The following is a 22503-nucleotide window of genomic DNA, read 5'->3' as shown; positions in this document are numbered from 1 at the left end:
CGTCGCACGACGAAGGTCGGCCCTGCATCAACCGAAACGGGACATCCTGTCCTGGTCTGGCTGGAACAAGCTTCCCGCCGAATGCCAGCCTGCTTGGCGACACTCAACCCCGGGGACGGACCTTAGGCGGATGATGTTAAGGTAAAGTTTCTTCGCAGATTTCCCGGAGGCGGCGAGGGCGCCCCCGGCTCAGATCTCAGTCGGCGCGGACCGAGCGCAACAGGAAGGCGGGGACGTGATCGCCCAGGCCCTTGACCTTCGGGCCGTCGTCGAGCTCATCCCGCCGCGGCGTGCGTGGCCGCTCATTGCCCCGGCGCGGGGCCGGCTCGGCGGTATGTTCGCGCCGCGGCTGGCGCTCGCGTGGCGGGGGCACCTCGCGATCATGCGACGCCTCAGTCTCCACCTTCGGCTCGCTGCGCGGCGGCCGGCCATCGCGCCCGCCACGCCCCGACGACCTGCCGCCCCGGCGCTCCTCGCCCCGGCGGCCACGGCGTTCCTCGCGCGGCTCGGCGGGGGGCAGGGCGTCGAGACCGGGCCCTTCCCATTCGATGGTCTTGCCGGTCAGCTTCTCGATCGCCGCGACCAGCTTGTCGTCATGGCGCGTCACGATCGTGAAGGAGGCGCCTTCGCGCCCGGCCCGGCCGGTGCGGCCGATGCGATGGACATAGTCTTCGGCATGGGTCGGCACGTCGAAATTGAAGACGTGGCTGACAGCCGGGATGTCGAGGCCGCGGGCCGCGACATCGCTCGCCACCAGGATCGGGTTCTCGCCGGCCCGGAAGGATTCGAGCGCCGCCATGCGGGCGTACTGGTCCATGTCGCCATGCAGAGCGACGGCGGGGAAGCCATGCTTCTGCAACGACTTGTGAAGCGTTGCTACATCGCGCTTGCGGTTGCAGAAGACGATCGCATTCTGCAGGTCCTTGGCATCGCGGATGAGCTTGCGCAGGATTTCGCGCTTCTCGTAATCTTGGCTGTTCGAGGCGATCAGGCGCTGGGTGATGGTGGTCGCGGCGGTTGCCGGCCGCGAGACCTCGACACGCACAGGATTGTGCAGGAACTGCTCGCTGATCCTGGTGATTTCCGGCGGCATGGTCGCCGTGAAGAACAGGGTCTGCCGCGTGAAGGGGACCAGCTTGCAGATCCGCTCGATGTCGGGAATGAAGCCCATGTCGAGCATGCGGTCGGCCTCGTCGATGACGAGCAGCTCGACGCCGGTGAGCAGGAGCTTGCCGCGCTCGACATGGTCGAGCAGGCGACCGGGCGTGGCGATCAGCACGTCGACGCCGCGGGTGATCTTGGCATCCTGGTCGCCGAAGGAGACGCCGCCGATCAGCAGTGCGACCGAGAGCTTCTGGTTGACCCCGTAGCGGGTGAAATTCTCCTCGACCTGCGCGGCGAGCTCGCGCGTCGGCTCGAGGATCAAGGTGCGGGGCATCCTGGCGCGGGCGCGGCCGTTCTCGAGGATGGTCAGCATCGGCAGGGTGAAGGCCGCGGTCTTGCCCGTTCCGGTCTGGGCGATGCCCAGAACATCCTTGCGGGCGAGGACGTGCGGAATGGCCTGAGCCTGGATCGGCGTCGGCGACGTGTAACCTGCGTTGGTGACGGCCGTCAGAACTTTATCGCTCAGGCCGAGTTCGGCGAAGGACATCGAGGGTTGCGCTTCTTCTGGGTCGGTGACACGTGGCGGGATGACCGATCGACCACCACGGTGGCGCGACTTTGCTTGCCTGCGCGCCTTCGGACGTCCGTGGAATGCAGAAAAAGCAGGGCAAAGTCAACATTCTAGCGAGGTTAGGCGATGATGAGCGCGAGAAGCATGGCGGTTCCCGAGCCGCTGGTGCTGGTTCCGGGCCTGAATTGCACCGCGGCGCTCTATGCGCCGCAATGGCGGATTTTGGCGGCCGGACGCCAGATTCTCGTCGCCGAAACCACCTTTGACGAGAATATCGGGGCGATCGCCGAGCGTTTGCTGGCGGCTGCTCCGGCGCGTTTCGCGCTCTGCGGGCTGTCCATGGGGGGGTACGTCGCATTCGAGGTGATGCGCCGGGCGCCGGAGCGCGTGACGCGGCTGGCCCTCCTCGACACCACCGCGCAGCCCGCGACGCCGGAAACCAACCAGCCCCGCGAGCAGATGATAGCGCTCGCCGAGAAAGGGGCCTTCGACAACGTCACCACCCTGCTGTGGCAGAAGCTCGTGGCTCCCGAGAGGCTCGCCGATGAAGCTCTCAGGCTCACCGTGCGCCAAATGGCGGAGGAGGTCGGCGCCGCCGGATTCGTGCGCCAGCAGCGAGCGATCATGGGGCGTGTCGATGCCCGGCCGTGGCTACCTGCGATCAGCGTGCCGAGTCTGGTCCTGGTCGGTGCCGAGGACGTGATCACACCACCCGCCGAAGCGAGGGCGATCGCCGCCGGGATCGGCGCTGCGGCGCGCTATCTGGAGGTTCCGGGCTGCGGCCATCTTTCGACACTGGAAGCGCCCGAGGTCGTGAACAGGGCGCTGATCGACTGGCTCGGTTGAGGCCTCAGCGCTGGACGACGCAGGGGTCGAGCTTGACCTCGCCGGCGCGTTTTGCGAGCGAGCCGGTGACGAGCGGATCGATCGGCTGCCCCTTCGCCGCAGCGGAGGCGGCCTGGTGCAAGCCGTCTCTGTCGAGCTGCGCGGCCTTGTAGGAAATCAGATTGGCGGCGACCACGGAGATAAAGGCGATCGCCGCGCCGGCCTTGGCGACATCGGCGACCATGCTGCCGCGCTGATTGCGCAGGAATGCCATGATGAGGCGCATCGCGCTCTCCTGAAAGAAGGCATGGCGTAGGACGCCGGTTCGCGAAGAATGCAATCCGTCCTGTAAAAACTTGGTTAGCGAAACGTCTTCGGCTGCGATAGCCGGGCGTGCCGGCGCACAAGGCGGCAGGGCGGCGCGGATCAGCCATGCCCCTCAAGCTTCGCCCGGTTCTCCCGGAACATGCGGCGCAGTTCCGCCAGCACCGCCAATACGGCCGGGCGCTGGCGGGCGATCTCGTGCGAAACGAGAAAGATGGCATCGGCCGTCGCCTCGGGCGGTTCCTCGAGCCGCAGCAGGTTGGCGTCGGTGTCGGCCATGAAGCAGGGCGCCATCGAGACCGCCCCCGAGGAGCGGATGCTCTCATAGCGCGCGGCGGAATCGGCGACCCGTGCCGCGATCGGGCGCCCGGCGGCCCAGGCGACGATATGCTCGTCGATTCGCGAGGACACCTCGCGGCTGACCGAGATGATCGGGGCGGTGGCGGGGTCGGTGTCGCGCCTCGCATAGAGCGCCTGTACGAGGCGGCCGACCTTCTGGCCGTAATAGCCGGTGCCCTCCGGAGGCTTGCGCATGCGGATCGCGATCTCCGCCTCACCACGGGCGAGGTCGAGCCGCTCGCGCGTGCTGAGGATGACGATCTCGACGCCGCCAGCGGCCGCCGAGAGCCGGGTCGCGTTCATGGTGAGGAGCAGGCTGATCGAGGTGGTGGCGGTAATCCGTACCGGGGCGTCGTCGGCCGGCAGTGCTGCCCGCGCCCGATTGGCGAAGCGCGCGGCGGCCGTCGCGACCGCCGACGCTTCCTGTGCCAGAGCCGCGCCGATCTCGGTCGGGATCAGGCGGTTGGCGCCGCGGCGGAACAAAGGGAAACCGAGCCTGGTCTCGAAGCTCCGCAGCCGTCTTGCGACCGTGGTTTCGCTCAGCCCGAGCGCCACGGCCGCCAAGGCGAGTGCGCCTTCGGTGGCGACGGCATGGAAGATCTCGATATCTTCCCAGGGCAGGGCCGCAGGCTGGCCATCGCGTCGAGATGGAGGGGAAGCAGGCTGCCCCATGCGATCAGCTGCCAGCGGCATGGCGTGGGGGTGGGGCGATCCGGATGAGCATGACAGGGGCAGGGCGAGGAGGGCTGCATGCGGACAGGATGTCCATCACGCGGCCTTCCCGCAGCCCGGCAGGAATGCCGGGGAGCCCGGCGCGACTGCAGCGGCCGGGCCCGGTTCTCACAGGTCGATCAACTCGCCGGCGAAGGCGGCCCGCTCCTGGATGAAGACGAAGCGGGCTTCGGGCTTGTTGCCCATCAGCCGCTCGACCGTGTCCGAGGTCTCCTGCTTGCTCTCGTGATCGACCATGACCTTGAGCAGCATGCGCTTGGCCGGATCCATGGTCGTTTCCTTGAGCTCGGCCGGCATCATCTCGCCGAGGCCCTTGAAGCGGCCGATCTCGGGCTTCTTGCCCTTGAACACCGTCTCCAGCAGCTCGTTCTTGTGGGCGTCGTCGCGGGCATAGACCGATTTGCTGCCGTGGCGCAGCCGGTAGAGCGGCGGTACCGAGAGGTAGAGATGTCCCTTTTCGATCAGCCGCGGCATCTGGCGCCAGAAGAAGGTGACGAGCAGCGAAGCGATATGGGCGCCGTCGACATCGGCGTCGGTCATCACGATGACCTTCTCGTAGCGCAGGTCGTCCTCGCGGAACTGGGTGCCGATGCCGCAGCCCAGCGCCAGGATCAGGTCGGCGAGCTGCTGATTGGCGTTGAGCTTGTCGCGGGTCGCATTGGCGACGTTGAGGATCTTGCCGCGCAGCGGCAGGATCGCCTGGGTCTTGCGGTTGCGGGCCTGTTTCGCCGAACCGCCGGCCGAGTCGCCCTCGACGATGAAGAGCTCGGAGCCGGCGGCGCCGGCATTGCTGCAATCGGCGAGCTTGCCGGGCAGGCGCAGCTTGCGCGTCGCGGTCTTGCGCGACACCTCCTTTTCGAGCCGGCGGCGCAGGCGCTCGTCGGCGCGGTCGACCGACCAGTCCAGCAGCCTCAGCGCTTGCTGCGGCGAGGCGGCGAGCCAGTGGTCGAAAGCGTCGCGCACCGCGTTCTCGACGATGCGCGCCGCCTCGAGCGTCGCCAGCTTGTCCTTGGTCTGCCCCTGGAATTCCGGCTCGCGGATGAAGACCGAGAGCATGGCGGTGCAGGTCGCCATCACGTCGTCGGAGGTGACCTGGGCCATGCGCTTGCTCTGGCCGATGCGCTCGGCATGGTCGCGCAGGCCACGCAGCAAGGCGATGCGCAGGCCCTGCTCATGCGTGCCCCCTTCCGGCGTCGGGATGGTGTTGCAGTAGGAGGAGCTGAAGCCATCCTCGCCGGTGGCGAGCCAGGCGATGGCCCATTCGAGCGAGCCGTGGCCACCCTCCTTGGTGACCTTGCCGCTGAAGATCGGCTCGGCGACCAGGTCCTTGCCCTCGATCTCGCCGGCGAGATAGTCCCGCAGGCCGCCAGGGAACTTGAATACCGCCTCGGCCGCGACGTCGCCCTCGGGCTTGAGCAGGCTGGGCGCGCAGCGCCAGCGGATCTCGACGCCGCCGAAGAGATAGGCTTTTGAGCGCGCCATCCGGAACAGGCGGGCCGGCACGAAATGAGCGGCCTCGCCGAAGATCTGGGCGTCGGGGTGGAAACGGACGCGGGTGCCGCGCCGGTTGGCGACGCGGCCGACCGTCTCCAGCGGGCCCTGCGGAATACCGCGGGAGAAAATCTGCCGGTACAGCACCTGGCCGCGCGCGACCTCGACCTCGAGCCGGTCGGACAGTGCGTTGACGACGGAGACACCGACGCCGTGCAGGCCGCCGGAGGTCTCATAGGCGCGGGAGTCGAACTTCCCGCCGGCGTGCAGGATCGTCATGATCACTTCCAGCGCCGATTTGTCCGGGAATTTCGGGTGCGGATCGATCGGGATGCCGCGGCCATTATCGGTTACGGCGAGCGAGCCGTCCTCGAAGAGTTCGACATCGATGAAGGTGGCGTGGCCGGCCACCGCCTCGTCCATGGCGTTGTCGATCACCTCGGCGAAGAGATGGTGCAGCGCCCGCTCGTCGGTGCCGCCAATATACATGCCGGGGCGCCGGCGCACCGGCTCGAGCCCTTCCAGTACCTCGATCGCCGAGGCGTCGTAGCCGGTTTCCGACAGCGTGCCGGAGCGGGCAGGGGCGCGCGCCGGCTTCGGCGGCGCGGCGGCAGGGGCGCGCGTTTCGGCGCCTTCCAGCCTGCCTTCGTCATCGCCGAAAAGATCGTCAGCCATCGCTTTTGCGCCCAGGTGATTCGTAACGAGAAAATATAGCGCATTCGCTGCCCGGGAGTGGCAGGCAGGGCGCTACCCGCCCGCAATAGACCGATATCGCCTCGGCCGGAAGGCCGGATGGCGAGCGGGGGGAGTGAATGTCACGGCGCCGTCAGGCTCCGTTGTCAAGAGCTAAGGGAACTTCGACCGCTCCCGCGCGGTTCAGGCATCGTTAACCATGCCGACCCGATCATCGTTCTCGTCCAGCTCGGGCTTGGCCTGACCGGTGGTTGGGATATGCTGGTACTCAAGGGGAGGAATGCCGTGGCGTCGCGTGCCGTTGTGCCGAAGATCAGGCTTGCCGGACTCGAGCGTGCGGCTCGCCATGCCGGTGAGGCTTTCGCCTATGAGGAGCTCTCCGGTCATCCCGACGCCCGCGAGGTCGAGGCAGCTCAACTGCGCCGTCTCTGGTGGGTGGCCGCGGCGATCGCCCTGGTCGGGCTGGTGATGCTCGCGCTGCGCTGAGGCCTCGTCAGCCTTCCTCAATCTTTCGCCGCTAGAAGGCCTCTGCGGAGGTCGGCATGCGCGTAGTCATCGTCAGTGATTTCGGCTCGGTAAATGGCGGCGCCGCCAAGGTTGCGATCGAGAGCGCGCGCGGCCTGGCCGAAGCGGGCGTCGAGGTTGTCTATGCCTGTGCCATCGGCCCGGTTTCCGACCGGCTGGATCATCCCAGGATCGAGGTCGCGCGCTTCGAGGGCGAGGAGATCTGGCAGGTCGGCAACAGGATCGCCGCGGCCCGCCAGGGGGTCTGGAATGCCGAGGCTCATGAGTTCCTGAGGGTCCTGCTGGCCCGCCAGCCACGCCATGCGACGCTCGTGCATCTGCATCAATGGACCAAGGCCTTCAGTCCGGCTGCGATCGCGGCGGCCGGCGCCAGCGGTCTTCCGGTCGCGATCACCATGCACGACTACTTCTCCTTCTGCCCGACCGGCGGCTATTTCGACTTCCGAGCCGGCGCCGCCTGCAGCAGAGCACCGATGTCGGCCGGCTGCGTCACCGCCAATTGCGACCGCGCCTCCTATGTCCACAAGCTGGTTCGCGTCGCCAGGCAGTGGCGCTCTGACGAGGCGATACGCAGCCTGAAGGCGCCGCTCTTCATCCATGTCAGCGACTTCGCCCGCGGCTTCGCCGAGCCGTTCCTGCCGAAATCGGCTCGCCATGTCCTAGTCGAGAACATGATGGAGACGGAAAGGCGTGAGCCGGCCGATGTCGCGGGCAACAGCCATGCTGTGTTCGTCGGCCGGCTCACGCGCGAGAAGGGCGTGCTGGTTCTGGCGCAAGCGGCCCGCGAGGCCGGTCGTGCCCTGCGGTTCGTGGGCGATGGCGACGACGAGATCAAGGCCGAGGTCTGCCGGCTCAATCCTGATGCGCAGATCACCGGTTGGCTCGCTTCTGAAGAAGTGCTCGCCGAACTACGTGCCGCGCGTTGCCTGGTCGCCCCGTCGCTCTGGTACGAGACGGGGCCATTGACCGTCGGCGAGGCGATGGCGCAGGGCGTTCCGCCGATCGTGCCGCGCACGATCGGCGCCGCCGGCCGGGTGCGTGATGGCATCGACGGCATGGTTCTGCCGGCGGTCGAGCCGGAGGCTCTCTGCGAGGCTCTCACTGCGTTGCACGACGATGCTTTTGCGGCTCGACTGGGAAGTGCTGCCTATCAGGCGTACTGGACGGAGCCGCCAACGTTGCGCCGCCATGTCGAAGCCTTGCTTAATAGCTACGGGAGTGCTCTTGCTGCGGCTGCGTGAGGCGGTTCAAGCGAGGGGGCGAGCGGCCGCGAGCAGATTGGCGGAATATGCGGGAGGCGCATCGATAGGCTCGATCCGGCACGCATGTCCCTGAAAGAGCCGGACAAGCTCGCGCTTGAGCGGTGAGGCCGTGTGTGCGGTGTGCCTGAGCATGTACAAGCGATCGTAGCCGAGGCCGTGCAGGACGTTCCAGCTCGACGCGCCGAGCTCCGCCGAGTTGCTTTCGAATACGATTACAGGCTTGTGCCGAGCCAGGGTTTCGGAGAGGCCCTGAAACACAGAGTGCTCGAAGCCTTCGACATCGCATTTCACGAAGGTGATTGCTTTCCCAGCGAGACCCAGTTCGGCGATGAGGTGATCTCCATGGCGCACCGGCAGTGTTCGGTCGCCAGTGCCCTTGGCGAAGGTGCCGGAGCCGTCATTGCCTTCCTCATAAAAGGAGAAGGGGAGCTCGGCGTCCTCCGGGCCCAAGCCGGCCTCGACGGGGCGGACATTGGTGCAGCCGTTGAGGGCAAGGTTGGCGCGCAGAAGGGCGCTCATATGCGGGTTGGGTTCGAAGCAGACGACGCTGTCGAACAGCCCTGACCAAATGACCGCATGATTACCGATATTGGCGCCGATATCGAGGCAGATTCCGCCACCTAGCGCCTGCTCGCGAATGAGATCCGTCAGGCAGGAAAGCTCCTCGCGCTCGTACAGGCCGTTGGTCAAAACGGCGAGCCCGATATGCTCGTATGGGATCACGGCGAGCCGTGGAGAGCTGCGGCGCAGCTCCGCCCATTGGCGCTTGACCAGAGCTTTGATCGCCAGATCCCGGATTCGAAGCACTATACCCACAACTTATCCCCGTTGCTTCCGGCGCCGTTATACCGATGCGTCCCTGAAATATTCCAACAACGAGGAACACCAGATGCCCGGATATCGCGTCTTTGACGATCTCGTCATCGCCGACCCCGCGACGCCGCCGCCGACCGGATTCACCAGTGCTTCGATCGGCGGTGCGATCGAGGCCGCGCGGGTTGCCGGCAAGCCGCTTCAGGTTCGGCCAGGCAGCTATAGCCTCTCCAATGTTGATATTCTGACAACGAACGGGGCGGGGCGCGGTGTCGAGGTCTTCTGCCAGGCTGGAACGGCGATCCTCGCCTTGACGGGCGGCAGCTACGGGCTGCGGATCGCAGGCCAGTCCGGAATGAGCTTTCGCAACGTGATCTTCGACGGGCAGAATATCGCGTTGCCGGCCTATAGCGCTCCCAATGTCATCACCGCCGCTGCTGGCTTGGTCATCCTCGACAACGCGAAGGACACGGTGTTCCGGGACTGCTCGTTTCGAAATACCGTGAAGACGGCGGGCGAGCCGTCGACTGGCGCCTACAAGGCAGGCCTGCTCTTCGTCAACGACTCACAGCCCAGCATCGCCGGGTGCGCCTTCAACAACGTCGACATCGCGATCTGGGCGTTCAGCTCCGAGATCGTCGTGGATGGCTGCAAGGTCACCGGTGCCAGGAACAACGGCATTGCGGTCTGGGGAACAATCGGCAGCGGCGGCAACCTCTCGGTCATCCGCAACAACACGATCAATTTCGTCGCGAGTGACTATGGAACCGGGGCCAATGGTAACGGCGTCGCCGTCTACCTGGCCAATGACGTCTCGGTCACAGGCAACGTCATCATGAATTGTGATTTCTCGGCGGTACGCATCAATGGCGGCTCGCGCTGCGTGGTCGCCGACAACACCTGCTGGAACATCCGCGAGGGTTGCCTTTACTACGAGGCTCCCGCTTCCGGACAGAACGGTACGGGCGTCACGATCGTCAACAACAAGGTCGATACTGCCGGGGACGGTGTCTACGTCACCAACTCCGGCTATTTCGGTGACGGAACCGCGCGCAGGGCCATCATTCAGGGTAACCAGATCAGCAATCTGTCCTCGAATGCCATTCCAGCTTCGGGGGGCATCGGGCCGTATTCGACGATGGCGATCGGCGTGACTGTCGAACAGGATTGCGTCGTCTCGAGCAACATCGTCGAGAACGCGCTCGGCGGCGTCAAGCTGGGTGTCGCGCAGGGCGCTCGCGACCTCGTCTGCGACGGCAACCTGCTGCGGCAATGCGGCGTCGGTATCGCCTTCTCCGCCAATGCTGCGGCCGGCAAGATGGTGATCGTGAACAACGTGATCTCGGGATCCGGCGGCAACGCGATCGTCTCGGCGCCTTCGATCGGCCTGACGCCGCCGCTCGTCACCTACAATGCCAATCTGCTGTCGCAGACCGTCGGTGCCGGTTCCCAGATCTTGATCGCGCATAATCGCGCGTCCTGACCTGTCGGTCGCCTCCAACAACAAAAAACCGGGGCGCTTGCGCCCCGGTCCTTGCGGCGGGCTGCGAACTGGCCGCAGCCGACGGAAAGCTACCGAGCCCTGGGCTCAGTAGGAGTAGTACATCGCGAACTCGACCGGGTGCGGCGTCATCTCGTAGCGCGCCACATCCTGCATCTTGAGCTCGATATAGCTCTCGATGAAGTCGTCGGTGAAGACGCCGCCGGCCTTGAGGAAGGCGTTGTCCTTCTTCAGGGCGTCGAGCGCCTCGCGCAGCGAGCCGCAGACGGTCGGGATCTTCTTCAGCTCGCGCGGCGGCAGGTCGTAGAGATCCTTGTCCATCGCCGGGCCGGGGTCGATCTTGTTCATGATGCCGTCGAGGCCGGCCATGGTGAGCGCGGCGAAGGCGAGATAGGGGTTCGCCATCGGGTCCGGGAAGCGGACTTCGACGCGCTTGGCCTTCGGCGAGGTCGTCCACGGAATACGGCAGGAAGCCGAGCGGTTGCGGGCCGAATAGGCGAGCAGCACCGGAGCCTCATAGCCCGGGACCAGGCGCTTGTAGGAGTTGGTCGACGGGTTGGTGAAGGCGTTCAGGGCCTTGGCGTGCTTGATGATGCCGCCGATATACCAGAGGCACTCCTGCGACAGGTCGGCATATTTGTTGCCGGCGAAGAGCGGCTTGCCATTCTTCCAGATCGACTGGTGCACATGCATGCCCGAGCCGTTGTCGCCATAGACGGGCTTCGGCATGAAGGTCGCGGTCTTGCCGTAGCTCTGGGCGACGTTGTGGATCGCGTACTTATAGACCTGCATGGTGTCGGCCATGTGGGTCAGCGTGTCGAACTTCAGGCCGAGCTCATGCTGGGCCGAGGCGACCTCGTGGTGGTGCTTCTCGACCTTGGCGCCCATCGCCGCCATGGCGGCGAGCATCTCGCCGCGCATGTCCTGCGCCGAGTCCTGCGGCGGAACCGGGAAGTAGCCGCCCTTGGTGGCGATGCGGTGGCCGAGATTGCCGCCCTCGTAGTCGGTCATGCCGTTGATCGGCAGCTCGACATTGTCCAGCTTGAAACCGGTGTTGTAGGGGTCGGCAGCGATCTTGACGTCGTCGAAGACGAAGAACTCGGCCTCGGGACCGACATAGATGGTGTCGCCGATCCCGGTCGACTTCAGATACGCCTCGGCCTTCTTGGCCATGCCGCGCGGGTCGCGGCCATAGGGCTCGCCGGTCGCCGGCTCGAGCACGTCGCAGGTAATGACCATGGTCGAGGCCGAGAAGAACGGGTCGATGCAAGCCGTGGTCGGGTCGGGCATCAGGAGCATGTCGGACTCGTTGATCGCCTTCCAGCCGGCGATCGAGGAGCCGTCGAACATCGTGCCCTCGGCGAAGATCTCCTCGTCGATCATGGAGATGTCGAAGGTGACGTGCTGCCACTTGCCGCGCGGGTCGGTAAAGCGGAAGTCGACGTATTTGACGTCATTGTCCTTGATGGCCTTCAGCACATCCTTGGCGTTCTTCATTTTCGACATTCCTCTCGACTGCATTTCTCACGACCGGCGTCGTCCGCGGCTTTCCTGCCGCCGGTGCACGCCTGCCGGGTTCCGGAAAAATTCCTTCAGATCGCGTCCGCGCCGGACTCGCCGGTGCGGATGCGGATCGCCCCCTCGATGGACGATACAAATATCTTGCCATCGCCGATGCGGCCGGTCTGGGCCGCCTTCTTGATGGCCTCGATGGCGCGCTCGACCATGTCGTCGGCGAGCACGATCTCGATCTTCACCTTGGGCAGGAAGTCGACGACGTATTCGGCGCCCCGATAGAGCTCGGTATGCCCCTTCTGGCGGCCGAAGCCCTTGGCTTCGAGGACGGTGATGCCCTGCAGGCCGACTTCCTGGAGCGCTTCCTTCACCTCGTCGAGCTTGAAGGGTTTAATGATCGCCTCGATCTTCTTCATGCGCCGACCAGCCTCCGTGGCGTAAGATTACCGAATTCGCAGTCCCAGGCCCGGTTCTCGCCCCGGCGACGGCCCAGTATCGACCGTGCCGGGGCAGCTTGGCCCCGCCTGTCTTGCTCATAGCATCGGCGCGGCCCGCTCGCCATGTCGGCATCCCCGCAAAAGCGCTCGTTCCCGCGGCAGAAAACCGGCTAAAATTTGTGCATATGCCAAATGATTGGACAATGACCGCCGGCGGCTCCTTGTTGCCGGGCGGGCGCCCTTCCTAGATGATCGACACATGATCCTAGCCGCGCCGGATTCACTCGCCTTGCTCGACGTTGCCGAGATGACGGCCGCCGACGAGGCTGCGATCGCCAGCGGCATTGCCGGCTCCGCCCTGATGGAGCGCGCCGGGCGGGCCGTGGCCGATGCGGTCTCGCGGCGCGGCCGGCCAGGGGAGCGCGTGCTGGTGCTGTGCGGCCCCGGCAAGAACGGTGGAGACGGCTTCGTCGCGGCGAGGTTGCTCGAAGCGCGCGGCTTTGCCGTCACGCTTGCGCTGGCGGGCGAGCGCGAACTGCTCACGGGGGATGCCGGCGAGGCGGCCTCGGGCTGGCGGGCGCCGGTCCTGGCCATTGCGCAGGCTCGGCCGGAAGATCACGACATTATCGTCGACGCCCTGTTCGGGGCAGGGCTCAACCGGCCGCTCGAAGGCTCCATCGCCGCGCTGGTCGAGCGAGTGAACGCCAGCGGCCGCCCGGTCGTCGCCGTCGATGTGCCGAGCGGCGTCTCCGGCGACAGCGGCATGGTGGGTGGCCCGGCGATCAGGGCCGGTGAAACCGTCACCTTCTTCCGGCTCAAGCCGGGACATCTGCTCTACCCGGGCAAGGCGCTCTGCGGCGTCGTCACCCTCGCCGATATCGGGATCGCCGCCGAGATGGTGTTCGGTCCCGGCAAATCGGAGCCCAAGACCTTCAGCAACGAGCCGCTGCTCTGGCAGGCCTGGCTTCCCCGGCACGAGGCCGGGACCCACAAATTCCGCCGCGGCGCGGTCGCGGTCGCCGCCGGCGGGCTCGCCGGGGTCGGGGCGCCGCGCCTGGGGGCCCGGGCGGCGCTGCGCATCGGCGCCGGGCTGGCGACGATCATCTGCCGGCCGGAGGCACTCGCGGCGCATGCCGGGCGCGGTCCCGACGCGCTGATGCAGGTTGCTGCCACGGACAGCGCCGCCTTCGAGGTGTTGCTCGCGAAACGGAAGGTGGCGGCGCTGCTCGCCGGCCCGGCGCTCGGCCTGGACGCGATGGCGGAGAGCATCGTGATGGCGGCCCTTGGCTCCGCCGCGCCTCTGGTGCTCGATGCCGACGCACTGACGCTTCTGGCCGGCAGCCCAGCCCTGCTGGCGGAGCGCCTCGGCCGGCGCAGCGCCTCGACGGTGCTGACGCCGCATGAGGGTGAGTTCGAGCGCGTGTTCGGTAGGCAGGGCGCCTTTTCTCCTGAGCGCTCCCGGCTCTTCCGCGCGCGGGCCGCGGCGGCCGCGACCGGAGCGGTGGTCGTGCTGAAGGGGCCGGACAGCGTGATCGCGGCGCCGGACGGGCGCGCCGCCATCAATGCTACGGGCTCGCCGGCGCTGGCGACGGCCGGCTCGGGCGATGTGCTGGGCGGGGTTATTGCGGGATTGCTGGCGCAGGGCATGCCCGGCTTCGAAGCGGCCTGCGCCGCCGTCTGGCTGCATGGCAAGGCCGGCGAGGCGCTGGGCTTCGGCCTGATAGCCGACGACCTGCCCGAGGCATTGCCCGGCGCGCTGCGGCTGGTTGCCGGCTGAACCGGCGTTCGGGCGAGGGCCGCTGGCAAGGTAGAGCCCGCCCCCTTCCCGGGAGCGGGCTCGTTGTCAGGCTATCAGGCCTTCAGGGAAGACCTCAGCGGGCGGCGTAGGTCACAGCCGGAGCGCTGGTGAGCTGCTCCTTGCTCATGTTGATCTTGCCGTGGTCCGGATACATTTCCGGAGCGCGCGGCGTGGGCGCCGGCTGACTCATGGCACCACCGGCACTGCCGGACGGAGCCGGGGCCGAGGCGGCCATGGGCTGGTCGCTCCAGGTGACCTGATCGAAGGGAATCGCGACATCCTTGGAGCCGATGCCCAGGAAGCCGCCGACGCCGACGGTGACGAGCTCGATCTTGCCGGTCTTGTCGAAGACGACCTCGGTGACATCGCCGACCTTCTTGTTGTCGGGGCCGTAGATGTCGACGCCCATCAGCTTCGAAGCCCGCCATTTGCCCTGGCCCGCGAGGTTGTTCTCGGGGACCTTGGCCGTTGCAGGGGCCGGGGCTGCCGGCGCTGTCGTGGCAGGCGCGGCAGGCTGCGGGCTCGGTGGGGTATTCGGCGCGGTCGTCTGGGCGACGGCCGCCGCGGCAAGCATGACGCCGCCAATCGCCGTCAGTGCAACGTGACGCTTGTACATCGTGTTCCTCCTATCGGCTTCCGCATCAAGCGGGATGCCCGAACAACCCCCGAAGCAGGGTTTTGTTCACGCCTTCTTGAACGGAAGCCTTCGCAGACGGCCAGGATCGAGCTGAGTTCAGGCTTCGCTAGGGATTGCTGCTGTCTGCTGGGAGGGGCAGGGACGAGCCCTGACAGTGTTGCGAAAGGCTGCCGGAATGCAGAGGAGCTTTGCCGTCGTCGCGCTCGCAATCGTCGCGAGCGCCGTGGCCGCGCCGGCCGGGGCCTTCTGGCCGCGCTCACAACTCATGGCCTGCTCCGAGGCCGCCAGCGAGGCGGATTTTCAGCGCTTGCGTTGCTGGGAACTCGAAGGGCGGGTGCAGGTGCCGATGTCCTTCGGCCCGGCCACCGCGCCCTATGCCGGTGCGCCGGCGAAGGGGCGGCCATGGACGGAGCCGCGACAAGGCGTAGTCGTCAGGCGTCTGGGCTGAAGCGGCTCCAGCCTTGGCCGATTCATCCGAGCCGGCCTTCGCCCGCTACCAGTTTGCCAGCACGATTCCGCGCTCTTCGAGATATTTCTGAACGTCGAATTTCCAGGCCGGGCCGTTATGGTCGAGCAGACGGATCGTGTAGACGAGGAATTCGTCGCGGTCCGAGAAGAACAGCGGCATGTAGGAGGCCTCATAGGCCGAGCCCTGTTGCCAGGGCTTCAGCCCGATCGCGCGGTCGATGGCGGCCTTGTACTTCTTCAGGCTGTTGATCGACCCCGATTTCGGGTCTCCGCAGGCATAGAGCGCCACCCGGTGCCGGCGCTGCGCCGAGGCGTGGCAGGCTTGCTCGAGCAGTGCGAAGCTCTGCTGCAGATTGGGATCGCTGCTGCAGAGCTCGAAATAGCGATATTGCGCTTCGGGGGCGGCCGGGCCCTGGAACAGGGCCTCGAGCATGCGGCAGGCGGCGGCGCTGTCATGCAGGAAGAGACTGCCATTGCCGCCGGCCAGCGTCGTGGCGACTGCGAGGGCGGCGAAGGGATCGCCGGCTTCGGCGGCGGACCGCAGCAGCCGGCCGCCCAGCATTGGATCACGCGGCGTTCCGACGCCCAGCAGAGAGCCGAGACCGAGATTGGCGCGGGCTCGCAGATCTCCCGCCTTCTCCGCCTCCTCGAGCATGGCAAAGGCCTGCCGCTGCCGGGCCACGTCGGAGGTGCTTCGCAGCATGGCGATCGCCTTGTCATTCAAGGCAGGATCCGGCTGTGATGGGGTCTGCGCGAATGAGGGGTGGAGGAGCGACGCGGCGATCAAAAGCGATGCGGCGAGGAGGCCGCCGAGCCGAGTTGCGTGCATGATTGGAGCTTTCTCTTTCCGCGGTTTCGAGGGGCCTGACCTGCGCGGATATCAAACCCCGCAATTATTCTTGAAATCCGCCCTGATGGCGAGGCATGCGCTGATCAACCGCCGGATGGCTTTCGCTGCTTCCGTCAAGGGCGAGTGCAGTGGATGATCTCGGCATAATCCCTCGCCGAAGCTCGCGGCCGTCATGCGCGCAGGTTCAGCGGTGGCCGGTATTCGGTCATCAACGAAGCAGATTCTCGGCCAGAGCCTATAGTCGACAGATGAGAAGCAGGGTCGCAGCGCCGGCGATGTTCACCAGCGCCGTCAGCCAATGCGGCATTGCGGCGACGATCTGCGCCTGAAAGCACCGCTCGCACTCGTACTCGCACTCCAGCACGCCAGCCTCCCATTTTTCCGGGAGTTTGCCGATTTTTCTGCGAGAGAACGCCCCCCAAATGGGGGGTGAAACAGTGCCTGTCCGCAAGCGCAACGATGCTGAGGGGCGACCGGGCGAGGGCAGGCGGTGCCGCTGCCGAGATGGCGAGCGATCGCCACTCTCCGACGGGCTCGCAACCGCCGATCGCGGACGATTGCGTTGAATCAAGTCCGGCGCTGTCTCGAGCCCGTAGCATCGACTGCGGAAGATTCCTCCACTTAGGATGCAGCTATGTCCAATACACCGCATACTCTCGCCGATGAATTCCCGGGAGCGGGAGAGACGATCAGCAAGCTGAAGGTCGCGGATCCCGATTTCGCGCGTCTGCTGGCCCGCTATGACGAGGTCAACGATCAGGTCCATCTGGCCGAGACGAACATCGCTCCCGTGGATCAGCTCACCGAAACCGAGTTGCGCAAGGAGCGTCTGCGGATCAAGGACGCCATCAGCCAGGCATTGTCCGGTAACTGAGCCGACGGCCATTCCTCGAGCGGCGAACTCGGAGCACGATCCCGCCGTCTTCGAGGATGGATGTGGCGGGCAGGGGCACATGGCCAACGCGCTCGCGCGCGCTGGCGTGATGACCCGGCGCGATGCCTGCGCCGGGCTGGGGCCGATGTTCGAAATGGCGATCGTCGGCCGCCAGCGGGAACAGCTCTGGCGATGCCGGGTTAGGTTCGGTGTGCGCCGCGATTGGATCGCGCGCCTAGGCCGATCAGAACCTGGAGGCACGACATGTCAGATGACGGCGTGAGCACCGACGGAACCGACATGGAGCAGATAAAGATCGTTCTGAATACGCTCTATCTGTGCATCGATTTTGCGATGAAGCACATCGCCACACATGAGGGCGCCGACGCGGCGACCGGCTTCAAGGGAGAGCTGCTATCGGCGCTGAAGAGCGGCGACCTCAACATGGCGCTGATGGAGGAAACCAAGACCTTCGATTTCGTCATCGAGAAGATCGAAGCGCTTGCCGAACCGGGCGCGGCATAGAAATCGCGAAAACTCTGTTTTTCCGCTCGGACCAGCCTCCCGGCTTCGTCCTTGCGGAGGTCGACGGACAGACGAGCCTTGGCAGCGCATTGATCGTGGCCGGTCGCCTTGCTGATCGCCGGGCCGCGCCGGATCGATGCGCGGTAGTTTGAGCAATGCTGGCTTTCGTGCAAAGCATGCGAGTTGGCCGAGCGCCAGCCTTCCTCATCAGATCGCTCCAGGCAGAGAAAAGCCGTCCCGAGGCGGCAAAGAAAAACCCGCCGGCCAGGGCGGGGTGCGGCTCATCGAGAAATGGCCTGGGCCGTCGTCAGTGCGAGATGCGCCAGACGATGAAGGCGCCGATGATGGCGAGCGTGAAGTAACCGGCAATTCGGACCCGGCGCTGGATCGCCTCGATGATCTCTGGAAGGCGATATGAAATGTCGTCGTCATCCATAGCCTTCAAGGTGTCTGCCATGCGGCAGTTCCGCAACGGCGCAAACGGGTTAGTCCGTCAAATGGAGGTTGCTCTTCAGAGCCGAGCCGCGGTGCTACGAGGCGCCGGCCCTCGACGAACGCCGGCTCCGCCTACTGCTTAGTTGTTGGCGTACCAATCGCCAGGGTCGACTTTGGCCCGACGCTCGCCGGGAGATACGGTGACAGGGATCGGCCTATGGGACGGGCAGCTATTATCGTACCCGCAGATGACGAACTCGGAGTAATAGGCAGGAGAACCCTGCGGCTGGCTTCGGCTCTCGGCAAATACGAGATAGGTTCCAGCGGGCACCTTCAGCTCATAGCGGATGGATTTACCGCGCTTTTGCTGGCGGTTGGTGCAGGTTCTCTTCTTCGAAACGACCTCATCCGCGCAGACTTTGAGGTCCTTCGGCAGCCATTCACCAGGGTAGGTGAGTTCGCCGGTAATGGTCGCCGGTGCGGCTTGAGGACCTGAGGAGGTCGCCGCAGCTACCGCCTGCCCGTCCTGTGCCCGCAGCACGCTGTCGTCGCCGTCCTGCGACCTGACGCCTGTGTCGGAGAGTGGGGCTGCGGCCACCATCGGCGGGCGGGCGAGGCTGTTCGCCGCGGCGGCGCCAGAGCCTGAGCGCACTGGCGGGCCGACCAGTTCCACGGAGGCGAGTTTCTCGATCCGGCCGGCGGCGCCGCAACCCAGTGTCACGACCTTCAGGTCCTGTCCTTTGACCAGCAGCGTTGCGAAGCCTTCGGCGACACGTGCCCGTGCCGATGCGGGGCTGATCATGGCGAGCAAGGGCAGGTTGAGATAGCGCTCGCCATACTTCGCGTCCTTGAAGGTCACGCCCTTCATCTGGCCGTTTTCGAAATGATGGTCGACCACCCGGCCGCGGCCGCTGGCTCTGGAACAGCCGCTGGCCGTGGAGAGGTTCGCCATCGCGACGATCCGGCCGGTCTGGTCCTTGTCAATTCGGATCTGGGCGTTTGCCGATTTTGCCGTCGAGGCGAGGAGTAGAAATCCCAGGGCGATGGCGGAGATATGTTGGCCTTTAAGATCAGTCATCGACAGACATCCGATGCAGCAGGATAAGTCGATCGACGATTTCAGGCATCGATCTTCGCGGCGATCATGAGGGTGGCTCGCGGTTTGGCGCAAGCGTCGTCTAAATCTATCGCGAATGGCTCGGCGATGAACGCTGACAGGAACTGGGTGGATCACATTGCGATGATCAGGGTGTGGACCGGGCTGAAGCGCTATTGAGGCCGTCCGGCGATCGGCGCCTCATCGCCCCTTCTGCATGCAACTGCGCACGTATTCGCGACGCAGTTCCCTGATCTGCTCTATACCCTGTCGAGACGTTCGGGACTTCTGTATGGCTCGCCGGGCTTCTTCACGACAAGTCTCGCGGGCACTCTCGTCGTCACCTCTGCCGCCCTGCCTGGCCGCTGCAGGCCCGGCCGAGAACGTCAAGGGTATAAGAACAAGTACGGCTAGAGAGCGCATGGCCAACTCCTCTCCGCGGGAGAAAGCCGTCGGCGGCAATGCCTCGGTCGGGCGCAGAAGTGCACATTGCAAGGCATGACGCCTTCCCCAAATGGGTAGCGCGCACTTGGCGAAAAGGAATTGCTACTGGATTCGCCTGAGGCTCGCCTTGGCAAGAAGGGGGTGAGCTGTCCCTTGGCGGGCGACGTCGCTCTGAGCTGTCCCGCCTGTGCGATTCTATTGTACGGCGTCCGGTAGGGAGCGCGGAGCCGCGCTCCCCCGGCCACGGATGGGCTACTGGATCAACTCGACCTTGAAGCTGCGTGGCATGTTGAATTTCGAGCTCTTGCCAAACCATTTGTCGTAAATTCGATCGATCTCACCGTTCTTGTCGGCCGCGACCAAAGTCTCGTTGATCTTGGCGAGGAGCTTGTCCTCGCCCTTGCGCACGCCGACGCCGACCTTCTCGATCATCAAGGTGGAGTCGTCGAGGACCGTCAGCGCGGTGTTGGTGTCCTTGCTGGTCACCGCGAAGTCGCGCAGCATCAGCTCCGACAAGACGAGCCCGGAGACCTTGCCCTGATTGAGGGCAAGCAATGCCTGCGGAACATCCTGGAAGGATATCACCTCGGTCGTCGGCAGCTTCTGCTTGGCGACCGCTTCCGAGGTCGAGGCGGTCTGGGCGGAGACGCGCTTGCCGTCGAGCTCCTTCATGGAGCGGAGCCCGGTCTTGGCCAATACGCCGATCATCTGGTTCGAATTGAAATAGGCATAGCTGTAGTCGACCTGCTTGGCGCGTTCCGGCGTCCAGCCGAGCGTTCCGGTGATCACGTCGAGCCGGCGCTGGTTGAGCTCGGGGATGCGCGCCGCACCCGCGACCAGCGCCAGTTTCGGCTGGACGCCCAACGCCTTGGCAATGAGCTGACAGATATCGGCATCATAGCCGAAGGTCGTTCTGGTTGCCGGATCCTGGAAACTGAACGGGGGAACCGTGCCGATGGTCCCGCAGACGATCTCGCCCTTCGCCTGGATGTCGGCCAGTTGGTCGGCCGCGGCCGGAGCGGTAGCCGCCAGAAAGAACAAGCCGATGGCCGCGATATTCCTGGGTATCCTGGTCATTGTACATTCCCCGTTATTGCACTTGTCAGATTTGCTTGAGGAACTCGCGAGCGCGAGCACCTGCCTCTCCCTTGAAAAACTGTTCAGTCGTCGCGTCCGCCTTGAGTTCCCCCCTTTCCATGAACCAGATCCGGTCGGCGACGCGCTGCGCGAAGCCCATTTCATGGGTCACGCACATCATGGTCAGCCCATCCGCCGCGAGCGCCTCGATCGCACGCAGGACCTCGCCGACCATTTCCGGATCCAGCGCCGATGTGGGCTCGTCGAGCAGCAGGACGGCGGGTTTCATCACCAGCGCGCGCGCGATCGCGACGCGCTGCTGCTGCCCGCCGGAGAGTGCGCTCGGCATTTGTCGGGCCCTTTCGGCCAGGCCGAGGCGTTCGAGCTGCGCCAGGCCGAGGGCCTCAGCCTCCTTGCGCGGCAGGCCGCGGACATGCCGCAGGGCGAGTGTGACATTGTCCAGAGCGTTCAGGTGCTGAAAGAGCCCGAAAGACTGAAAGACGAAGCCGACCCCGCTCCTCAGCGCATTGACGGACCAGCCGCGCTCATGAATGTCGCGGCCGCCGATGAGGATCTGGCCGCTATTGATCGGCTCGAGCCGGTTGACCGTGCGGATCAGAGTAGACTTGCCCGATCCCGACGGGCCGCAGACGACCGTAACCTCGCCAGCGCCGACCTCGCCGCTGACCCCGCGCAGGGCGGGCAAGGCGCCATAGAATTTCGAGACCTCGGAGAAGCGGATCATGTTCGCACCGCCGCGGCGAGCGGTACGAACTCCGCAGCCGCCGCCCGCTGGCGCTGCTGCAGGATCCGTCGTTCGAGCATCTTCGCGATTCCCGCGATGCCGCCGCACAGGATGTAGTAACCCGCCGCCAGAACGCCGAAGACCGCGGCCGGCTTGGTGATCTCGAGATTGTTCGCCTGTGTCGCGGCGAAGGTCAGTTCCTGGGCGCTGATGATGTAGCCGATCGAGGTTTCCTTCACGATCGACGCAAACTGCGTGATCAGGCTCGGCAGCATGTTGAACAGCGCCTGCGGCAACACGATCCGCAGCGTGCGCACCCCATAGCGCACCCCCAGCGCGTGCGCGGCCTCGATCTGGCCCTTCGGAATCGCCTCGATGCCCGCGCGGACGATCTCCGAGATATAGGCCGCCTCATAGATCGTCAGGGCGACGATCATCGTCGTCGTGCCGCCGAGGGAAATGCCGAACAGCGCGGGAACGCCGAAATAGACCCAGAAGACGAACATCAGGAACGGCAGGCCGCGCACCAGTGAGACCAGCAGCGCCAGCGGCCGGCCGAGCCAGGCGATGCCGCTCGTGCGGGCGAGTGCGATCGCGATCGCCAGCGGCATCGAGATCACCAGCACCGTCAACGCGATGATCAGCGTCATAGCGAGGCCGCCGAGCGGACCGTGCGGATATTGCCCGATCAGGAGCAGCAGCCAGTATTTCTGGATGATCTCGATCATCGCGCAGGCACCCCCTCGCGGCGGCGCAGCCATTCGCTGCCCGACATGATCAGCAGCGAGATCGCCAGATAGAGTGCGGTGGCGACCGCGAAGGTCTGGTAGGTAAGATAGGTGGCGTTGTTGATGGAGTAGGCGGCGTGGGTGAGCTCGGCGGCGCCGATCGCCGAGGCGATGCTCGTCGCCTTGAAATAGAGCAGGAACTGGTTCGTCAGTGCCGGCAGCGAGATGCGTGCGGCCTGCGGGATGATCACCAGCCGCATCGCCTGGATGTAGCTCAACCCGACGGCGCGCGCCGCCTCGTACTGAACCGGCGGCAAGGCGCGAATGCCGCTCCGCAAATCCTCCGAGACATAGGCGCCGAACGCCAGGCTGATCGCCCAGACCGCGAAATAGACTTCGCTCGAGCGTTGGTTGACCCAGTCGACGATGGCCGAGGGCAGCAGCTCCGGCGCGCCGAAATACCAGAACATCAGCTGGACGAGCAGCGGCACGTTGCGGTGGCAGGAAATGTAGAAGGCGATGACGGGATCGAGGCCCGGCACTGCCCGCAGCATAGTGAGAACGATTCCCCACAGCCCGCCGATCAGCACGAAGGCGACCGTCATCAGCAGGGTGAGCACGAGGCCGCTGGCGAACTGCTCCAGATAGGGCGAGGACAGGATGGTCGCAAAGCCGCTCATCGCGAGGGCCTCGT

Annotated in this window: 23 protein-coding genes; 8 read left to right on the top strand and 15 right to left on the bottom strand. The window is 65.6% G+C overall.

From position 1 onward, the window contains the following. Positions 1–196 precede the first annotated feature (196 nt). A complete protein-coding gene (locus J0J10_RS04675) occupies positions 197–1651 on the bottom strand; it encodes a DEAD/DEAH box helicase (RefSeq protein ID WP_291645480.1) in 1455 nt (484 codons plus the stop codon). A 168-nt stretch (positions 1652–1819) separates the two neighbouring features. Here J0J10_RS04675 and J0J10_RS04670 point away from each other — a divergent pair, with 168 nt between their 5' ends. After that, positions 1820–2521 (top strand): alpha/beta fold hydrolase, encoded by a 702-nt coding sequence (locus J0J10_RS04670; RefSeq protein WP_291645479.1) that lies wholly within the window; start codon positions 1820–1822, stop codon positions 2519–2521. Positions 2522–2525: 4 nt separating this feature from the next. On the opposite strand, the gene J0J10_RS04665 is transcribed toward J0J10_RS04670, so the two are convergent. The 3 genes from J0J10_RS04665 to parE form a co-directional block, all read right to left on the bottom strand. Beyond that, positions 2526–2786, bottom strand: a complete 261-nt coding sequence (locus tag J0J10_RS04665) for a hypothetical protein (protein WP_291645478.1) — start codon at positions 2784–2786, stop codon at positions 2526–2528. A gap of 140 nt (positions 2787–2926) precedes the next feature. Then, positions 2927–3835, bottom strand: a complete 909-nt coding sequence (locus J0J10_RS04660; RefSeq protein WP_291645477.1) for a LysR family transcriptional regulator — start codon at positions 3833–3835, stop codon at positions 2927–2929. 168 nt (positions 3836–4003) lie between these two features. Next, a complete protein-coding gene (parE, locus tag J0J10_RS04655) occupies positions 4004–6061 on the bottom strand; it encodes a DNA topoisomerase IV subunit B (RefSeq protein ID WP_291645476.1) in 2058 nt (685 codons plus the stop codon). Positions 6062–6364: 303 nt separating this feature from the next. Between parE and J0J10_RS04650 the strand changes: the two genes are divergently transcribed. Further along, positions 6365–6565, top strand: a complete 201-nt coding sequence (locus J0J10_RS04650) for a hypothetical protein (protein ID WP_291638351.1) — start codon at positions 6365–6367, stop codon at positions 6563–6565. A 56-nt stretch (positions 6566–6621) separates the two neighbouring features. Beyond that, on the top strand, positions 6622–7845 hold the full coding sequence (locus tag J0J10_RS04645) for a glycosyltransferase family 4 protein (protein WP_291645475.1): 1224 nt from the start codon (positions 6622–6624) through the stop codon (positions 7843–7845). A 6-nt stretch (positions 7846–7851) separates the two neighbouring features. Here the strand turns inward: J0J10_RS04645 and J0J10_RS04640 are convergent, their stop codons facing one another. Continuing rightward, complete coding sequence (locus J0J10_RS04640) at positions 7852–8673, bottom strand: FkbM family methyltransferase (RefSeq protein WP_291645474.1); 822 nt, start codon at positions 8671–8673, stop codon at positions 7852–7854. Between the two features lie 82 nt (positions 8674–8755). On the opposite strand from J0J10_RS04640, the gene J0J10_RS04635 reads away from it, so the two are divergent. Then, the gene (locus J0J10_RS04635) at positions 8756–10162 is read left to right on the top strand and encodes a TIGR03808 family TAT-translocated repetitive protein (protein WP_291645473.1); all 1407 of its coding nucleotides are present in this window, start codon (positions 8756–8758) and stop codon (positions 10160–10162) included. 105 nt (positions 10163–10267) lie between these two features. Here the strand turns inward: J0J10_RS04635 and glnA are convergent, their stop codons facing one another. Both glnA and J0J10_RS04625 read right to left on the bottom strand, forming a co-directional pair. Further along, positions 10268–11677, bottom strand: a complete 1410-nt coding sequence (glnA, locus tag J0J10_RS04630; RefSeq protein ID WP_291638355.1) for a type I glutamate--ammonia ligase — start codon at positions 11675–11677, stop codon at positions 10268–10270. Between the two features lie 95 nt (positions 11678–11772). Further along, positions 11773–12111, bottom strand: coding sequence for a P-II family nitrogen regulator (locus J0J10_RS04625; RefSeq protein WP_066469077.1), 339 nt, complete (start codon positions 12109–12111; stop codon positions 11773–11775). A gap of 280 nt (positions 12112–12391) precedes the next feature. On the opposite strand from J0J10_RS04625, the gene J0J10_RS04620 reads away from it, so the two are divergent. Next, entirely contained in the window at positions 12392–13909 is a 1518-nt protein-coding gene (locus tag J0J10_RS04620) for an NAD(P)H-hydrate dehydratase (RefSeq protein ID WP_291645472.1), read from the top strand. Between the two features lie 94 nt (positions 13910–14003). Here J0J10_RS04620 and J0J10_RS04615 read toward each other — a convergent pair whose 3' ends face one another. Further along, entirely contained in the window at positions 14004–14546 is a 543-nt protein-coding gene (locus J0J10_RS04615; RefSeq protein WP_291645471.1) for a PRC-barrel domain-containing protein, read from the bottom strand. A gap of 196 nt (positions 14547–14742) precedes the next feature. On the opposite strand from J0J10_RS04615, the gene J0J10_RS04610 reads away from it, so the two are divergent. Further along, positions 14743–15015, top strand: coding sequence for a hypothetical protein (locus J0J10_RS04610; RefSeq protein WP_291645470.1), 273 nt, complete (start codon positions 14743–14745; stop codon positions 15013–15015). A 45-nt stretch (positions 15016–15060) separates the two neighbouring features. Here J0J10_RS04610 and J0J10_RS04605 read toward each other — a convergent pair whose 3' ends face one another. Then, positions 15061–15759: a hypothetical protein gene (locus J0J10_RS04605; RefSeq protein WP_291645469.1), complete on the bottom strand. Its 699-nt coding sequence runs from the start codon at positions 15757–15759 to the stop codon at positions 15061–15063. 760 nt (positions 15760–16519) lie between these two features. Between J0J10_RS04605 and J0J10_RS04600 the strand changes: the two genes are divergently transcribed. Further along, positions 16520–16759 carry a YdcH family protein gene (locus tag J0J10_RS04600; protein WP_291645468.1) on the top strand — a complete coding sequence of 80 codons (240 nt, stop codon included), beginning with the start codon at positions 16520–16522 and terminating at the stop codon, positions 16757–16759. Between the two features lie 264 nt (positions 16760–17023). Beyond that, positions 17024–17284: a hypothetical protein gene (locus tag J0J10_RS04595; RefSeq protein WP_291645467.1), complete on the top strand. Its 261-nt coding sequence runs from the start codon at positions 17024–17026 to the stop codon at positions 17282–17284. A gap of 307 nt (positions 17285–17591) precedes the next feature. Here J0J10_RS04595 and J0J10_RS04590 read toward each other — a convergent pair whose 3' ends face one another. The 6 genes from J0J10_RS04590 to J0J10_RS04565 all read right to left on the bottom strand — a co-directional run bounded on the left by J0J10_RS04590 (position 17592) and on the right by J0J10_RS04565 (position 22489). Further along, positions 17592–17741, bottom strand: a complete 150-nt coding sequence (locus tag J0J10_RS04590) for a hypothetical protein (RefSeq protein ID WP_291638361.1) — start codon at positions 17739–17741, stop codon at positions 17592–17594. Between the two features lie 117 nt (positions 17742–17858). Further along, positions 17859–18797 carry a hypothetical protein gene (locus tag J0J10_RS04585; protein ID WP_291645466.1) on the bottom strand — a complete coding sequence of 313 codons (939 nt, stop codon included), beginning with the start codon at positions 18795–18797 and terminating at the stop codon, positions 17859–17861. 714 nt (positions 18798–19511) lie between these two features. After that, a complete protein-coding gene (locus J0J10_RS04580) occupies positions 19512–20336 on the bottom strand; it encodes a transporter substrate-binding domain-containing protein (protein ID WP_291645465.1) in 825 nt (274 codons plus the stop codon). Between the two features lie 25 nt (positions 20337–20361). Beyond that, positions 20362–21081 carry an amino acid ABC transporter ATP-binding protein gene (locus J0J10_RS04575; protein ID WP_291645464.1) on the bottom strand — a complete coding sequence of 240 codons (720 nt, stop codon included), beginning with the start codon at positions 21079–21081 and terminating at the stop codon, positions 20362–20364. After that, entirely contained in the window at positions 21078–21809 is a 732-nt protein-coding gene (locus J0J10_RS04570) for an amino acid ABC transporter permease (protein WP_291645463.1), read from the bottom strand. The genes J0J10_RS04575 and J0J10_RS04570 overlap by 4 nt, the downstream gene beginning before the upstream one ends. After that, positions 21806–22489, bottom strand: a complete 684-nt coding sequence (locus J0J10_RS04565) for an amino acid ABC transporter permease (protein WP_291638366.1) — start codon at positions 22487–22489, stop codon at positions 21806–21808. The genes J0J10_RS04570 and J0J10_RS04565 overlap by 4 nt, the downstream gene beginning before the upstream one ends. Between the last annotated feature and the right edge of the window lie 14 nt (positions 22490–22503).

Origin of the sequence: Allobosea sp., from assembly GCF_017308075.1 — a bacterium.
Taxonomy (GTDB): Bacteria; Pseudomonadota; Alphaproteobacteria; order Rhizobiales; family Beijerinckiaceae; genus Allobosea.
This window is presented reverse-complemented; position numbering and strand designations above follow the sequence as displayed.

Bases quoted from the DNA above. Each gene is read 5' to 3' on its own strand.
- J0J10_RS04675 (WP_291645480.1), bottom strand. From the start codon at position 1,651: ATGTCCTTCGCCGAACTCGGCCTGAGCGATAAAGTTCTGACGGCCGTC.
- J0J10_RS04670 (WP_291645479.1), top strand. From the start codon at position 1,820: ATGGCGGTTCCCGAGCCGCTGGTGCTGGTTCCGGGCCTGAATTGCACC.
- J0J10_RS04665 (WP_291645478.1), bottom strand. From the start codon at position 2,786: ATGCGCCTCATCATGGCATTCCTGCGCAATCAGCGCGGCAGCATGGTC.
- J0J10_RS04660 (WP_291645477.1), bottom strand. From the start codon at position 3,835: ATGGGGCAGCCTGCTTCCCCTCCATCTCGACGCGATGGCCAGCCTGCG.
- parE (WP_291645476.1), bottom strand. From the start codon at position 6,061: ATGGCTGACGATCTTTTCGGCGATGACGAAGGCAGGCTGGAAGGCGCC.
- J0J10_RS04645 (WP_291645475.1), top strand. From the start codon at position 6,622: ATGCGCGTAGTCATCGTCAGTGATTTCGGCTCGGTAAATGGCGGCGCC.
- J0J10_RS04635 (WP_291645473.1), top strand. From the start codon at position 8,756: ATGCCCGGATATCGCGTCTTTGACGATCTCGTCATCGCCGACCCCGCG.
- glnA (WP_291638355.1), bottom strand. From the start codon at position 11,677: ATGAAGAACGCCAAGGATGTGCTGAAGGCCATCAAGGACAATGACGTC.
- J0J10_RS04625 (WP_066469077.1), bottom strand. From the start codon at position 12,111: ATGAAGAAGATCGAGGCGATCATTAAACCCTTCAAGCTCGACGAGGTG.
- J0J10_RS04620 (WP_291645472.1), top strand. From the start codon at position 12,392: ATGATCCTAGCCGCGCCGGATTCACTCGCCTTGCTCGACGTTGCCGAG.
- J0J10_RS04615 (WP_291645471.1), bottom strand. From the start codon at position 14,546: ATGTACAAGCGTCACGTTGCACTGACGGCGATTGGCGGCGTCATGCTT.
- J0J10_RS04610 (WP_291645470.1), top strand. From the start codon at position 14,743: ATGCAGAGGAGCTTTGCCGTCGTCGCGCTCGCAATCGTCGCGAGCGCC.
- J0J10_RS04600 (WP_291645468.1), top strand. From the start codon at position 16,520: ATGTCCAATACACCGCATACTCTCGCCGATGAATTCCCGGGAGCGGGA.
- J0J10_RS04595 (WP_291645467.1), top strand. From the start codon at position 17,024: ATGTCAGATGACGGCGTGAGCACCGACGGAACCGACATGGAGCAGATA.
- J0J10_RS04590 (WP_291638361.1), bottom strand. From the start codon at position 17,741: ATGGCAGACACCTTGAAGGCTATGGATGACGACGACATTTCATATCGC.
- J0J10_RS04585 (WP_291645466.1), bottom strand. From the start codon at position 18,797: ATGACTGATCTTAAAGGCCAACATATCTCCGCCATCGCCCTGGGATTT.
- J0J10_RS04580 (WP_291645465.1), bottom strand. From the start codon at position 20,336: ATGACCAGGATACCCAGGAATATCGCGGCCATCGGCTTGTTCTTTCTG.
- J0J10_RS04575 (WP_291645464.1), bottom strand. From the start codon at position 21,081: ATGATCCGCTTCTCCGAGGTCTCGAAATTCTATGGCGCCTTGCCCGCC.
- J0J10_RS04570 (WP_291645463.1), bottom strand. From the start codon at position 21,809: ATGATCGAGATCATCCAGAAATACTGGCTGCTGCTCCTGATCGGGCAA.
- J0J10_RS04565 (WP_291638366.1), bottom strand. From the start codon at position 22,489: ATGAGCGGCTTTGCGACCATCCTGTCCTCGCCCTATCTGGAGCAGTTC.